The sequence below is a fragment of the bacterium genome (assembly GCA_030652805.1).
Taxonomy (GTDB): domain Bacteria; phylum JAHJDO01; class JAHJDO01; order JAHJDO01; family JAHJDO01; genus JAHJDO01.
This window is the reverse complement of sequence record JAUSPT010000100.1, coordinates 59,677-73,464: the sequence shown is the minus strand read 5'-3', so window position 1 is coordinate 73,464 and position 13,788 is coordinate 59,677. Positions and strand designations below refer to the sequence as shown.

Here is a 13,788-nt window from a genome sequence, read left to right as displayed (position 1 = left end):
AAAATACAAGACAAGGAGTTATCCACAATAGGCACATAATTAACAAAAAGAAAAAGTTTGATCAAAAAGAAAAATTTACTACTACTAATCTTAACAAAATAGGACATTTCTAAATGTTTTAAAAGCGGACATTTCTAAATGTGGTTGACATTCTCTTGACACTGTGTGCTGTAGTTGGCATACTAATCAAGAGAAAGCTAAAATGGTAAATATATTTACAATTCCTTTTATATATGCTTTTATCGGCGCAAGTCTATTTATTGCAATCCCGCTTCATATGATTGATTTAGGTGCCAGCAATCCGTTTGTTCTGGGTCTGGCTGGAAGTGTATTTTCAATCTGCTATGCACCATTATGTATTATTCAGAGTTTGCTGTCAAATCGTATCAATAAAAGAACAGCTATTCTGTCTGTATCCATTGCATATCCTTTTCTAATACTTGGATTTTTGTTATTCAACAATATTCCCGCTATCATTATATTATGTGGCTTAATGGGTATGGTTTTATCAATGTTCTGGCCTACATATCAAGCCCATATAACTATTAGATTGGGTCCTGCTCAAACTACTCGCAACCTTCAAGGATTCAATGTCGGATGGGGTTCTGCCGGAGTTATAGGCTGTTTTATTGGCGGGCTCATCATTTCCTGTATAAATATTAAAATGTTATTTATTCTTAACCTGATAATAAGTTTCATAGGAATATATCTTGTAAGCAGACATATCCATAATAAATCAACTGATCCAATAGGATGTACTACTCAAAATAAACAGAATAATTCATCGCAGTCTAGTGTAATAGTAGAAAATAGTAACGTAAAATCTTTCCTGATATTAGCATGGATAGGTGTATTTGCTGTGTTCTTTTCTATGGGAATTATAGCCTGGCTTTTTCCAAAGTTTGCTACGGACGCTGGCATGTCTCCACTAGTCATAGGTTCTCTCAGAGCAGTTTTGGGCATATTTCAGGTTGCAATATTTTTTATTCTCGGATTAAATCATAGGTGGCAGTACTCATTCTCACATTTGTTTTTCTATGAACTTATGCTGGTATCTGGATTTATAATACTTATTTTCTCCCGTAACAATATTATCTTGTGGACATTAGCTTTCTCTCTAATAGGAGTAACTGTTGGCTTTTTATATTCTTCAAGTTTATTTTACAGTTCACAAGCGCGAAGCGAAAAAAGCGAAAAAACAGGTTTTCATGAAGCGATATTAGCCAGTGGAAGCTTGCTGGGAACATTTCTGGGCGGAATTATAGCAAAAATATTCTCTGCATCCGGAGCATATTCCATGTGTGTAATTTTTATGATTATTTGTATTATTATCCAGTTTGCCGTTCACTTTAGATATAAGAAAATATGAACAAACCTTTTTTAATTGGCGTAGACCTTGGAGGAACAAATCTCAATACAGCTATATTAAATGCAAATGGAAAAATCATTGACAAATTGAGTATCTCTACGGGAGAAAACAAAGATGTTGTTCTGAAACAGATAGTCAAATGTATTGAGGACGTTATAAAAAAAGCAAATAAAACAAACTCAGAAATTATGGGCATTGGAATAGGAACACCAGGCCTTGTAGATAGCGAAAAAGGAATAGTCCGTGGAGTAACAAATATTGAAGGATTTGAGAATGTGCATATGAAGGAATATGTTGAGGTTGCTTTAGATATTCCAACATTTATTGATAATGATGTTAATGCCATGGCCTATGGCGAGTTAAAATGTGGAGCAGCAAGAGGGGCAAAAAATGTCATATGCCTGACTCTGGGAACAGGTGTTGGTGGAGGAATAATAATAAATGGTGGAATTTATCGCGGCAGCTCACTCAGTGCAGGAGAAATCGGACATATACCAGTAAATGTGGATGGCCCAGGATGTATGTGTGGCGGCATTGCATGCCTTGAAAGTTATATTGGCAGAGATAGAATCATAAAAAGAACCATTGAAAAACTCATGCAGAGAAAAGAAAGCATAATTCCAAAACTAGTTGAGGGAGATATGAAGAAAGTAACACCCAAGATTGTTTATGAAGCTGCAGCAGTGGGAGATATGCTCGCAATTGAAATATGGAAAGAAACTGCCCAATATCTGGCAACTGCACTTACTGGCATTATAAATTTTCTGGACCCTGAGATAATAGTAATTGGTGGCGGGATAGCTAATGCTGGCAAATATCTCTTTGACCCACTTAGAGATATGATTAAAGAACGAGTTTTTCCCTTCCTTGCAGAAAAAATCCAGATCGTTCACACCCAGCTTGGTGAGGAAGCAGGTATAATAGGCTCAGCAATGCTGGCAAAGGATAGTATTATTTATTTATAAGACTTGCAAAATAACCAGCACCAAACCCGTTATCTATATTTACAACTACAACACCTTCAGCACAGCTATTGAGCATTGTAAGAAGAGGTGTAATGCCAGAAAAACTAGCACCATATCCAACACTTGTCGGCACCCCAATAACAGGTTTTGGAGTAATGCCTCCCACAACGCTGGCAAGAGCTCCCTCCATTCCGGCAACTACAATAATAACGTTTGCAGACTGAATTTCCCCTAGATTCTTAAACAGCCTGTGTATTCCTGCAACACCAACGTCATAGATCTTTTTTACATTATTTCCAAGAAATTCCGCAGTAACTGAGGCCTCCTCTGCAACAGGGATATCAGCGGTACCAGCTGTAAGTATAAGAATATTCTTATTTGTCTTCTTCTTAGGGAATTTATTAACTGTAATTATAGAGGCTTTCTCATGAAATACTGCCTTACTCCATCTCGACTTTATTGCCTTAAAAACTTCGCGATTCGCCTTTGTAGCAATGAGCCTATTATTGCTTTCCAAAATAACTTGCGCAATCTTTACTATCTGAGAGAGAGTTTTCCCAATACAGAAAATAACCTCATCAGTTCCCATGCGAAGACTTCTATGTGTATCTACTTTCGCAAAACCAAGTTCATGATATTGAAAGCCGCAAATTTTTTCTGTGGATTTCTTATCAACTTTCATTCTTCTTCTGCTTCTTCTGCTTTCTCTTTTCCTTTAATGAGAGCTTAGCCTCTTTCTTATCCTTCTTTTGTCCTTTGTTTTTTTCATGCGCCATTCTTATCACCTCCTCCCTTATTCTGTATCTACTACTCCCGCTTTTTTACTGGGGTCCAAAAAAAGAATTCTATCTGCCCCAGCACGTTTAAGTTCTTTGACCATTTTATCAGGTTTTGGATGTAATGCAATTATTGTTCCTCCTCCTCCAGCGCCGGCAAGCTTTGCTCCTAAAGCACCATTTTTCAGAGCTATCTCAATTAAACGGTCGTTCTCTTTGCCTGATGCTCCAATATCCTGCTGTATTCTATGATTCTGATTCATAAGATTACCTAACTTGACCCAGTCTTTATTAAGTAGTGCCTTTTTCCCTTGCCTGCAAATATGTGCAATCTTTTCATATGCTGATATAACCTTCATATCACCGTCCATCCATCTGTCGCGTATTGGCTTAAGAACAGAACCCGATACTCTTCTAACTCCGGTATGCGCAAGCACAAATGGGAGCTCTTTAACATAAAAATGAAGCGGCTCCACTGTAGCATAAACCTCATGCTTTAATTGTCTATAATGCTCTTTATCCCGAAAATCAATATAATTAAGACCTCCGAATGTTGCCATATATTGATCCTGATATCCGCATTGAATTTTCATATAATTCAATTCAATAGTTCTTGCCATTTCAGCCATATGATATTTATCTTCGCAATCAGTGCTTGTATTCAGGAATTTCAGAATAGCATTCAATGATGCAACAAGCATTGCAGTAGAGCCGGCAAGACCAGCCTGAAAAGGAACATCGCTCCATGCTTTCAGATGCATCTTGATTTCCCAAATATTTAAGTAATTAAGTATAGCTTCTGGTATCAGGAAATGCTCACTTTTAATATTAAATTCCACTTTGCCGTCTGTTACGAACTTTTCATTCCCTATTTCAAGAACTAGTTTGTCGCATTTCTCAATAGTAACATATGCCTGCTCTGCAATAGAGCATGATATAACACTACCGCCATAACCGTCTGTGGGATTTCCTATAATACCTGCTCTACCAGGAGCAGAAGCTTTAATCATGTTGAAGCTCACCCGTATGCATTTTTTTAATTAAATGCTGTCTAAGAAGATATCCATATTTATCATCTAATAATGCAAAATCTATAAATGCCTTGAAGTAGCTCTCAAAATTACCTATATCGTATCTTTTTTCTCCCTCATCAAGTTTTACATAGCTAACCTTGTGTCCATTCTTAATTATTAGCCTGATTGAGTCAGTAATTTGAAGCTCTCCCCCATCGTCAGGCATTGTCTTATCAATAAAGTCAAACACAACAGGATTGAACACATATCTTGCTGCTATTGCAAGATTGCTTTTTGCCCTGCTGATTTCCGGCTTTTCAATCAAATCTTTAACCTCGCCTGTATGACTGGTTTTCTTGTCCTTAGACTCAATAATCCCATACTTATACACCTCATTATCTGGAACTTCTTCAACAGCAATCGTGCACGCAGAATTTGTTTTAAGGTGAACATCAATCATTCTTTTTAGTAAATTACTATTATCAGAACTTCTTATTATAGAATCACCCAGCGCAACAATAAAAGGCTCCTGACCAACAAAATTTCTGCCCAATCTTATTGCGTCTGCGAGCCCTGCCTGTACACTCTGGCGAATGTAGTAAAAATCAGACACATCCTTCTCATATTCAAGATCCTTCAAAAGACTGAATTTGCCTGATTCCTTAAGTTTTTTTATAAGTTCAGGATCCGGGTCAAAATGGTCTTCAATAGCTGTTTTCTTTCTGCCTGTAACAAAAAGTATTTGAGGAATATCAGCATTAATTATCTCTTCCACAACATACTGCACAACAGGTTTTCTGCCCACAGGCAGCATCTCTTTAGGCTGCGATTTTGTAGCGGGAAGAAGTCTTGTTCCCAATCCTGCAACCGGAATAACGGCTTTCTCAATTTTCATAACAATACTCCTTTCTGATTTTTATTAATATAGTACGCCTGAAGGGATTCGAACCCCCGACCTACAGATCCGGAATCTGTCGTTCTATCCAGCTGAACTACAGGCGCATAAGTCTTTTTATCTCATAATCTCTTAAATTTCTATATCTTCCAGACTGTAGATTTCCAAGCTTAAGTCCGTTTATAGAAATTCTCTTAATATGATAAACTCTATATCCCAGCTGAAAGAACATACGTTTTATTTCTCTTTTCTTGCCTTCAAATAATGTGAGCCTTACATGTGATATCTGCCTGGAAGTTTTTAATATTTCTGCTTTTGCAGGTTGTGTTCTTCTTCCATCTACATAAATACCTGAAAAAATCTTTGCAACATGTTTTGATTCTATAGCGCCTTTGATCTTTACAACATATGTTTTTGGAACATGATGTTTCGGATGCGTCAGCTTATATGCAAAATCTCCGTCATTTGTCAGGATTATCAATCCCTCTACATCCCAGTCAAGCCTGCCAACTGTATAAAGCCTTGCAGGTATATCTTTGACAATATCTATTGTCCTTCGCCTTCCTTTTTCATCACAGTTGGTACAAACATACCCTTTAGGCTTATTTACAATAACATAGAATTTTTTCTCTGGTTTAAGAGATTTTCCCTTATAAGTAATTCTATCCTTTTCCGGACTAACCCTTAGACCTGGAGTTGTAACAATCTGATTATTTACCTTTACAAGCCCTTCATCAATCAGTTTATCACATGCCCTTCTTGATGCAACACCAGCATCTGCGAGAACCTTCTGCAACCTGATTTTCATAATAGCAGTAAACTAGCACACTGCTGACAGTACTGTCAAGAAAAGTGGAAAGAAATTGTGTTTAATAAGATTTTTTGATATAAAGAAAGGTAGATTCAAAAGTATTAAACAGGAGCGTGATGAATATTATTAAATTTGCTAAAATGTGTGCAACAGGCAATGATTTTATTGTGATTGATAATCGAGATAAAATTATTGAAGATGTGCATGCTTTTTCAAAACATGTTTGCTCAAGACGGTTTGGAATCGGTGCAGATGGGGTTTTGCTTTTAGAAAATCCTGAAAAGGCTGATTTCAAAATGCGGATAATAAACGCTGACGGCACTGAGGCTGAAATGTGCGGTAATGGCGCACGATGTGTTGTCAGATTTGCGCAGCAACTGAAAATAGTTCCCAAAAGAACACGCTTTGAAACAATTGCGGGAATAATTGAGGCAGAAGCTGCTAACAACAATATCCGTTTAAGAATGAGTAATCCCTGTGATATGAAGCTTAATATACAGCTTGAGGTTAATGGGGAGAGACAAACTGTTCATTACATAGATACCGGCGTGCCTCATGCAATTTTGTACTTTGATAATATTGAGAATGTTGACGTTATGACCATAGGTTCTCTTATACGCTATCATAAGCATTTCTCTCCAAGGGGCACAAATGTTGACTTTGTCTCTATTAATAATGATGATTCTTTAAATATGAGAACCTATGAAAGGGGCGTTGAAGGAGAAACCTATGCTTGCGGAACAGGCGCAGTTGCATCTGGAGCGATTTCCTACGCACTTGGCAAGGTGAATAGAATGCCTATCTCCATTAAAGTTAAAGGCGGCAGCTTAAAGGTTAATCTGTATTATAATAAAGGTGTTTTTTTAGATGTTTTTTTGGAAGGAGATGCTCAAATAATATACAAGGGAGAACTAGTTTATGAAAACAGCTAAAAGATTAGACAATATTTCTCCATATCTATTTATGGAACTGCGCAATAAGATTGCAAAGGCAAAGGCTGATGGAATAGATGTTATAAGTCTTGCAATTGGGGACCCTGTTGAGGCAACTCCCAAATCCATAATTGATGAACTGTGCAAAACTGCCTATAACCAGGAAAATCACCAATATCCCACAGATGAGGAAAAGGGGATGCTTAAATTCAGAGAGTTTGTAACTGAATGGTATGGAGAAAGATACGAAGTTAAGCTTGACCCTGCCACAGAAATTATAGCTTTAATAGGCTCAAAGGAAGGTGTGCATCATTTTGCTATGGCTATTGTAGATCCACAGGATACTGTGCTCATGACAGACCCAGGATATCCTGCCTATAGAGCCAATATCTTTCTGGCTGGAGCAAAACCTTATAACATCCCAATACTGGAACAAAATAATTTTCTTCCGGTTCTTTCAGATATATCCTCTGATGTTGCAAGAAAGGCAAAGGCTTTTTATCTTAACTACCCAAATAACCCTACAGGAGCAGTTGCCAGCAAAAAATTCTTTGCTGAATTAGTAGAATTCGCAAAGGCCTATGACATTGCAATATGCCATGACAATCCATACAGCGAGATTGTGTTTAATAAACAGGAAAGACTCAGTTTTCTTTCTGTTGAAGGCGCTAAGGATGTCGGAATTGAGCTTAACTCTCTATCAAAGCCATACAATATGACAGGTTGGCGTATAGGTATGGCTATGGGAAATCCGGATATAATAGCAGCAATATCAAAGGTTAAAGAAAATGTGGATTCAGGTGTTTTTAATGCTATTCAATACGCAGGAATAAAGGCATTGGAAAGTGAAACACAAAACATAGATAAAATATTGGATATCTACGAAAAAAGACGTAGATTTGTTGTTAACACTTTAAATTCAATAGGCTGGATTTACACCCCTCCTGATGGGACGTTTTACTTATGGATACCCACACTTCATGGAGAAAGTTCAATTGATTTTGCCACAATGCTTTTTGAGAAGGCTTCGGTTGTTGTTGCTGCAGGCTCCTCTTATGGAAAGCACGGTGAAGGCTACATAAGAATTTCCTTGACAGTATCTGACAAGCGGCTTCGAGAAGCTATGCAAAGAATTAAGAATGCGCTGAAGTAAAAAAAATCTAATGAAATATTCACAAGCCAAACAAGGAAGAATATTTGTTATTCGTCTTGAGGACGGAGATGTTATCCATGAGGAGATTGAAAAATTTTCTCGCGAAAAGTCCATTAAAGCCGCAGCCTTAATCATCCTCGGAGGAGCCGATAAGAACAGCAAGCTTGTAGTTGGTCCCGAACACGGACGTAAAAAGCTGATCGTCCCTATGGAGCATATTCTTGATAATGTGAATGAGATAGCAGGAACTGGGACTGTTTTCCCTGATGAAAAAGGCAAACCTATTTTGCATATGCATATAGCCTGCGGAAGAAAATCCCAAACAGTAACCGGATGCATTCGCAAAGGTGTAAAGACATGGCATGTACTGGAAATTATCTTATTTGAATTGCTTGATACAACAGCCATGCGCGTTTTAGATCCAGTTACAGGATTTGAACTGCTAAAGCCATAATGAAAAACAAAGGAAACTGACATGACCAGACCCGGAGTTAAAGAACTACAGGAAGAGCTGGAACAATTCCGTAAAGAAAAAGAGAAAATTAAAAATATTATCGGCGCAATTGGCGCAAAGACTTCAGCAAGGCAGGATAGGATTCTGAATATATCCTTTATTACTGCAATTATCGTGCTTCTGAATATAGAATTAATGATATTTCAAAGAAACTAATCCGAATTGAAAATGAGATAAAAAAAGGCTGTGAACATAAAAAATAAATCCATTACTGTTCTCGGCCTTGGAAAAAGCGGTATTGCTGCTGCAAAACTGGCTAGAAAAATGGGTGCGACCGTTTTTGTGAGTGACAGTTCTGCATCTGAGGATATTAAAAAAAACAAAGATATTCTTACTAGCATAGGCATTGAAGTAGAAATAGGCAGGCATTCAGATAATGTTTACAAAAATAAGCATCTTATAATACTAAGCCCTGGTATTTCTCCGGATATTCCCATTCTTCGCAAGGCAAAGGAAGAGAATATTGAAATAGTGAGTGAAATAGAGTTTGCATCGTGGTTCTCTCTTGCGAAAATCATTGCCATAACGGGTACAAACGGAAAAACAACAACAACTATCCTTATAAAGAATATGCTTAAAGAAGCAGGCTACAATGCCATTGTCGCTGGGAATATAGGAACTGCCCTATCTGAAAAGGTTGAATCCTTATCAAAATCCGACATCATTGTTGCTGAAATCAGCAGCTTCCAACTGGAAACTATTCACAAATTTTGTCCCTTTATTTCTTTAGTTTTAAATATTACACCTGACCATCTTGACAGATACAAAAACATGACGAATTACATACATGCAAAATCAATGATTTTCAAGAACCAAACTGCCAGGAACTTCACTATTCTAAACTATGATGATCCTATAGTGAGAAAATTTGAGAATACAATAAAGGCACATACTTTGTTTTTTAGTAGAAAAATTCAAACATGTAACGCTTTTGTTAAAGATGAAAAAATCTCAATGAGGCCTGATGCGGAGGAGAAGGAGATATGCAGACTTAATGAATTAAGGATAAAAAGCACACACAATCTGGAAAATATGCTTGCGGCTATATGTGTAGCATCTATATTCAAAATTGATCCGAGAATAATGAAAACCACTTTAGCTAAGTTCATTGGATTGCCTCATAAAACAGAATTTGTTAATAAGATAAATAATGTTGCATTTATTAATGACTCCAAGGCCACAAATGTCGACGCTACTAAAACAGCAATTGAAAATACCCTCTCTCCAATTATTCTTATTATGGGAGGTAAACATAAGGGGAGCAGCTACACCTATTTGGAACAAGCTATCAGAAATAAAGTCAAACATCTTATTCTAATTGGTGAAGCTAAAGATATAATAAAAAAGGACATTGGAGAACTGGTTCCCCTAACATACGTTTATTCAATGGATGACGCAGTAGAGGAAGCTTTTTCATTAGCTGTCCAAAATGATACAATCTTACTTTCCCCTGCATGCAGCAGTTTTGATATGTTTCAAAACTACATAGAACGAGGCAATCTCTTCAAAAATGCTGTTAATACGCTAAAATCAAGAATCGAGCATGCATAAACAGAATATTGCATTGCTATCTGTTATATTCATCCTGATTGGTATTGGAATAATAATGGTATTCAATACAGCAGCTATGGTTTCTATATTGAAATTCAATAATCCCTTTCATTTCCTTGCCCGCCATTTAATCATGGCTTTTATAGGGCTTATATTTATGTTTACAAGTATGAATATCCGCTACGAAATGCTTAAAAAACTTGGAAAACCTCTTTTAGTTCTAACAATTATTCTATTAATCCTTGTGTATTTTCCCTACATTGGCAGAGCTGCAGGAGGAGCCAGAAGATGGATTAGAATCGGACCGTTAAGTATGCAGCCTTCAGAGCTTGCGAAACTTGTTATGATTATATATGTCTCTAATTTCTTAACCAGAAAACAGCATAATATTAAAGAATTCATAAAAGGTTTTCTCCCTCAAATGCTGGTATTGGGTTTAGTATTAGCTCTAATAATAAAAAACGATCTTGGATCATGTGTGCTTATTGCAGGAATTGTTTTGACAATGATGTTCATATCAGGAGCTAATATGAAGCATCTGGCAATCTTCTTTCTCTCATCCTTACCAGCTATCTACATCGCAATTCGCACCTTTCCTTATCGTATGAAAAGGATAATGGTTTTTCTTAATCCATGGGATGATCCTCTGGGAAAAGGATATCAAATCATCCAATCCTTTTATGCATTAGGATCAGGAGGCTGGTGGGGAAAAGGACTTGGCAAAGGGATTCAGAAATTATTCTACCTGCCGGAGGCACATACAGACTTTATATTTTCAATAATTGGCGAAGAACTTGGATTCATAGGAACTTTGCTAATAATTCTGTCATTTACATACATAATATGGAGAGGTATTATTATAGCATATCACGCCCCTGACTTATACGGACACTTGCTAGCAATTGGGATTACTGTAATGATTGCATACCAGGTTATAATAAACATTGGTGTTGTTACAGGACTTCTTCCGACAAAGGGAACAACCCTTCCCTTTATTAGTTTTGGCGGCTCTTCCCTAATTGTTAACATGACTGCTATCGGCTTATTACTTAATGTCAGTAAGGAATGGGAATGATGAAGCGTATAAAGATCATATTTGCCGCAGGAACGACAGGAGGGCATTTATATCCCGCACTTGCAGTTGCAGATTGTATAAAGATAAGAGTCAAAAATCCTGAGATATTATTCTTAATTTCAAGACACTGTTCTTCAGATAAAATTAAAAAAACTGGTTTTCAAACAGCTGCTATTTTTGGCATAGGATGGAATAGAAACAAACCATTCAGTATTATTCCATGCTTTGCTGAAGCATTTCTGGGCTTAATCCAATCTTTTATTATTATATTAAAATTCAAGCCTGATCTAGTTGTCGGCATGGGTAGTTATCTGAGCATTTCCCCCGTTATAGCTGCATACCTGATGAGGATCCCTACCTTAATTCATGAACAGAATATTGTTCCAGGCTCTACAAATAAATTATTGGCAAATATAGCTACAGAGGTTGATGTGGCATTTGATGAGACAAAAAAATATCTGTCTTGCAAAAGAAGGATTGTAGCAGTTGGCAATCCTATAAGAAATGATATTTTAAAAGCCGTTGACAAAAGGCATAATTTGGTTTCAAAAAAAAAGAAAACAATCCTTGTATTTGGAGGCAGTCAGGGAGCACATCAAATCAATATTGTTTCTCAAGATACATTCATCAATATAAAAGAACATCTTAAACACTGGCACATAATACACATTACAGGAGAAAAAGATTACAAACTAGTTCTGGACAAATATAAAAAAGCTGATTTAGACGTAAAGGTAATGCCCTTTACAGAACATATCGGAGATATTTACACAATCTCTGATCTTGTAATATCAAGGGCAGGAGCTATGACAATTACTGAAATTAGTTTATTTGGTATTCCTGCTATCTTAATCCCCTATCCTCATGCTGCAGCTAATCATCAATTTTACAACGGAAAACTTCTCTCTGATAATGGAGCTGGAATAATCATAGAAGAAAAAAACCTCTGTGTAGTAACACTAAGTGAAAGAATACTAGATTTAATTAAAAACGAATACAAGCTGGAGCAAATGGCTTTGAGCAGCAGGAAACTTGGCAGGCTTCATATCAATTCTACAGAGAAAATCTTTGAGATAATAAGAAATTACATATAAAATATTTTGTACAGCATATAAGAAAGAACGCAGCTGATAACAGGAGTGACTACCCATCCTGAGAAAATTTTATAAAGCGCTTTAAAGTTGATCGCGTTAACATTCCTTATAATTCCTACCCCAATGACTCCGCCTATTACAGCTTGACCTGTGGAAACAGGAACTCCAATATGCGCAAATATATCAACTGTTATAGCTTCTGAAAGCACTACAACCAGGGCGCAAAAAGAATTTAGAGGTATCACACTTTTACCTACTGTCATCATAACATTTCTGCTATATGTAACTGCGCCAAGCGCTATACTAATACTTCCTATTAATGAAGCCAAAAATGGCGTAAGTATTCCAGCTTGATAATAAACACCTGTTATATTTGCAACATTGTTCGCTCCAAGAGCATAAGCCCCATACGCGCCTGATATTATTAGTAAAATGCGCACAATGCGGTCAAAATCGAGAAAGTGTATTGTTATTCTTCTTAGTATCCGGCTCAAAATTAAATACAGAAAAACTGATATAACAGCAGCGCCAACAGGTGTGCATATCCAGCAGATTACAACCTTCTGTAATCCAGCAAAATTGATCTGTTTTTGTAAAATTCCAATACCGAGTATTGCTCCCACAACTGCCTGAGAGACAGAAGCAGGAAGTTTTAACATTGTTAATAAGGTTACTGCAACAGCTGACGCCACTGAAATAACAAAAGCTGTATTTATATTTTGACTTGTAAGTCCTCCAAGTGTTTTAATCCCTGGCGCACCTCCAATTACTGCGCCAAGTATTACAAACACTGCAAAAAAAACTGTCGCTGTCCGGAATTTAACCATCCCCGAAGAAACTGCAGTGCCAAAAACATTTGCAGTGTTATTGGCACCCAGTGACCAGCCAAGATAAATACCACCAAGTAATTTTAAATAACTAAGGCTGAAGAGAAACATTAAATTAGCCTTTTCACTGCCATTATGTTTAATCGATCTGCAGTGTCTTCAGCTCTGTCTGATATACTGCCGATCTCAATTATTAATTCTTTCAGGAGAATTTTCTCTCCAATGTCAATATCTGAGCCGAACAATTTTCTAATTAAATCCCTTTCCATAGAATCAGAACTGCTCTCTTTTTTATCTATCTCATTTGTAATGCGCCTTACCTCTTTAATATTCTTAAATACAGCTCTAATTGCCCGTTTAATGTCCTCAAAAATACCAAAATTTATATTGATTATTTTACGTAATTCCGATTTGAACTCATCGGGAATTCTTATTGCCTCTATTTGTATTTGAAATGCAACAGATTCAGCCTTGTTCGGGATCTTATCAACAGTCTCCAACAAGCCAAGGATATCACCTCTTGATTCTGGTATTAACGCCTTTTCATACAGCGAAATTTCAATTTCCCTTCTTAAATCATCACTGCATGATTCAGCCATGTGAGTTTTAGTCACAAGCCCATCAAATTCCTCACAGGAACCTTTCTCAATATAGAGAAAAAGCGTTTTTCTTGCCTGTTCCATACACTCTGTAACCTTTTCTAAATATTCTTCAATCATTTCTAAAAGCTTATTAGTTTTTGAAAAGAATAAAGCCATTTACCCCCCCCTTATAGAATAGTTTTGATAGACATGGAGATTAGCAACTAGCAAA

At 36.8% G+C, this 13,788-nt stretch carries 15 protein-coding genes and 1 tRNA gene; 9 read left to right on the top strand and 7 right to left on the bottom strand.

Going from position 1 to position 13,788, the window contains the following annotated elements; translation table 11 throughout:
- Positions 1-202: 202 nt before the first annotated feature.
- Positions 203-1,369 carry an MFS transporter gene (locus Q7J67_10020; GenBank protein ID MDO9465614.1) on the top strand — a complete coding sequence of 389 codons (1,167 nt, stop codon included), beginning with the start codon at positions 203-205 and terminating at the stop codon, positions 1,367-1,369.
- Complete coding sequence (locus tag Q7J67_10015; GenBank protein ID MDO9465613.1) at positions 1,366-2,334, top strand: ROK family protein; 969 nt, start codon at positions 1,366-1,368, stop codon at positions 2,332-2,334. Before Q7J67_10020 ends, Q7J67_10015 begins: the two co-directional genes overlap by 4 nt.
- Here the strand turns inward: Q7J67_10015 and larB are convergent.
- The 5 genes from larB to Q7J67_09990 all read right to left on the bottom strand — a co-directional run bounded on the left by larB (position 2,321) and on the right by Q7J67_09990 (position 5,826).
- Positions 2,321-3,016 carry a nickel pincer cofactor biosynthesis protein LarB gene (gene larB, locus Q7J67_10010; GenBank protein MDO9465612.1) on the bottom strand — a complete coding sequence of 232 codons (696 nt, stop codon included), beginning with the start codon at positions 3,014-3,016 and terminating at the stop codon, positions 2,321-2,323. The genes Q7J67_10015 and larB overlap by 14 nt on opposite strands.
- A 111-nt stretch (positions 3,017-3,127) precedes the next feature.
- Positions 3,128-4,120: a hypothetical protein gene (locus Q7J67_10005; GenBank protein ID MDO9465611.1), complete on the bottom strand. Its 993-nt coding sequence runs from the start codon at positions 4,118-4,120 to the stop codon at positions 3,128-3,130.
- The gene (locus Q7J67_10000; protein ID MDO9465610.1) at positions 4,113-5,018 is read right to left on the bottom strand and encodes a UTP--glucose-1-phosphate uridylyltransferase; all 906 of its coding nucleotides are present in this window, start codon (positions 5,016-5,018) and stop codon (positions 4,113-4,115) included. Before Q7J67_10000 ends, Q7J67_10005 begins: the two co-directional genes overlap by 8 nt.
- A 33-nt stretch (positions 5,019-5,051) precedes the next feature.
- Positions 5,052-5,125: transfer RNA gene (locus Q7J67_09995), tRNA-Arg, on the bottom strand.
- Positions 5,116-5,826 carry a pseudouridine synthase gene (locus Q7J67_09990; GenBank protein ID MDO9465609.1) on the bottom strand — a complete coding sequence of 237 codons (711 nt, stop codon included), beginning with the start codon at positions 5,824-5,826 and terminating at the stop codon, positions 5,116-5,118. The genes Q7J67_09995 and Q7J67_09990 overlap by 10 nt, the downstream gene beginning before the upstream one ends.
- A gap of 119 nt (positions 5,827-5,945) precedes the next feature.
- On the opposite strand from Q7J67_09990, the gene dapF reads away from it, so the two are divergent.
- The 7 genes from dapF to murG are packed head-to-tail and all read left to right on the top strand — an operon-like array spanning position 5,946 to position 12,148.
- Complete coding sequence (gene dapF / locus Q7J67_09985) at positions 5,946-6,761, top strand: diaminopimelate epimerase (protein ID MDO9465608.1); 816 nt, start codon at positions 5,946-5,948, stop codon at positions 6,759-6,761.
- Positions 6,748-7,914, top strand: a complete 1,167-nt coding sequence (locus tag Q7J67_09980; protein MDO9465607.1) for an LL-diaminopimelate aminotransferase — start codon at positions 6,748-6,750, stop codon at positions 7,912-7,914. The genes dapF and Q7J67_09980 overlap by 14 nt, the downstream gene beginning before the upstream one ends.
- Positions 7,915-7,924: 10 nt before the next feature.
- Positions 7,925-8,368, top strand: coding sequence for a DNA-binding protein (locus Q7J67_09975; GenBank protein MDO9465606.1), 444 nt, complete (start codon positions 7,925-7,927; stop codon positions 8,366-8,368).
- Positions 8,369-8,389: 21 nt separating this feature from the next.
- Positions 8,390-8,584, top strand: a complete 195-nt coding sequence (locus tag Q7J67_09970; GenBank protein MDO9465605.1) for a hypothetical protein — start codon at positions 8,390-8,392, stop codon at positions 8,582-8,584.
- A gap of 30 nt (positions 8,585-8,614) precedes the next feature.
- Complete coding sequence (gene murD, locus Q7J67_09965) at positions 8,615-9,979, top strand: UDP-N-acetylmuramoyl-L-alanine--D-glutamate ligase (GenBank protein ID MDO9465604.1); 1,365 nt, start codon at positions 8,615-8,617, stop codon at positions 9,977-9,979.
- Entirely contained in the window at positions 9,972-11,054 is a 1,083-nt protein-coding gene (gene ftsW, locus Q7J67_09960; protein ID MDO9465603.1) for a putative lipid II flippase FtsW, read from the top strand. Before murD ends, ftsW begins: the two co-directional genes overlap by 8 nt.
- Positions 11,051-12,148, top strand: coding sequence for an undecaprenyldiphospho-muramoylpentapeptide beta-N-acetylglucosaminyltransferase (gene murG / locus Q7J67_09955; protein MDO9465602.1), 1,098 nt, complete (start codon positions 11,051-11,053; stop codon positions 12,146-12,148). The genes ftsW and murG overlap by 4 nt, the downstream gene beginning before the upstream one ends.
- Here murG and Q7J67_09950 read toward each other — a convergent pair.
- Together Q7J67_09950 and Q7J67_09945 are read right to left on the bottom strand one after the other, a co-directional pair.
- Positions 12,139-13,086 (bottom strand): inorganic phosphate transporter, encoded by a 948-nt coding sequence (locus Q7J67_09950; protein MDO9465601.1) that lies wholly within the window; start codon positions 13,084-13,086, stop codon positions 12,139-12,141. The genes murG and Q7J67_09950 overlap by 10 nt on opposite strands.
- On the bottom strand, positions 13,086-13,733 hold the full coding sequence (locus tag Q7J67_09945) for a TIGR00153 family protein (protein ID MDO9465600.1): 648 nt from the start codon (positions 13,731-13,733) through the stop codon (positions 13,086-13,088). Before Q7J67_09945 ends, Q7J67_09950 begins: the two co-directional genes overlap by 1 nt.
- Positions 13,734-13,788: the final 55 nt, after the last annotated feature.